The 526-nt window shown below is 75.9% G+C and carries 1 pseudogene; it reads left to right on the forward strand.

Features of this window, described 5'->3' with window-relative positions:
• Nucleotides 1-526 (forward strand): annotated as a pseudogene (locus FV230_RS30245) (DNA translocase FtsK); the annotation flags it as partial.

A 526-nucleotide genomic window follows, 5' to 3' on the forward strand; every position in this document is an offset into this window, starting at 1 on the left:
GCTCTGGCGCCAGCCCTTCGTCCCCCCGCCCGGCGTCCGCTTCTTCCGCACGCCCGATCGCCGCCCGGCGCGTCCGGCGGTCGAGCTGTCGGCGGGCACCGCGCCCGCCCCGGTCGTGCCGGCGGAAGCCCGCGATCTGTCGGAGCTGCCCGACTGGTCCGACGTCCAGCCGTGGTTCGAGGCCGGCGACTGGTCCTCGGCCGAGGCCTGGGAGGCGATCCAGCCCGAGGCCGCCCAGGGTCGTGACCGCGATGCGATGCCGGAGACGGACCCGAGCGCCGAGGCAGCGCAGGCGGCTCCCGTCGCCGCGCTGGCCGGGTCCGTCCCGTCCGAGCGCTACGTCTCGGTGCCGGTCGACATCTCCCACCTGCGCTCGCTTCCGCCGGCTCCGGTCTACGTCCTCGACCGTCTCGTGCGCTTCGACCGCCCGCTGCATCCCGCGCACGGTCAGGACAACGCCAGCCAGGGCGGCATCGGCCGCTCGGACGACGCCGGTATGGATGGGGCCGAGCCGATTGTGCCCGCC

The sequence above is a fragment of the Methylobacterium sp. WL6 genome (genome assembly GCF_008040095.1).
Taxonomy (GTDB): Bacteria; Pseudomonadota; Alphaproteobacteria; order Rhizobiales; family Beijerinckiaceae; genus Methylobacterium.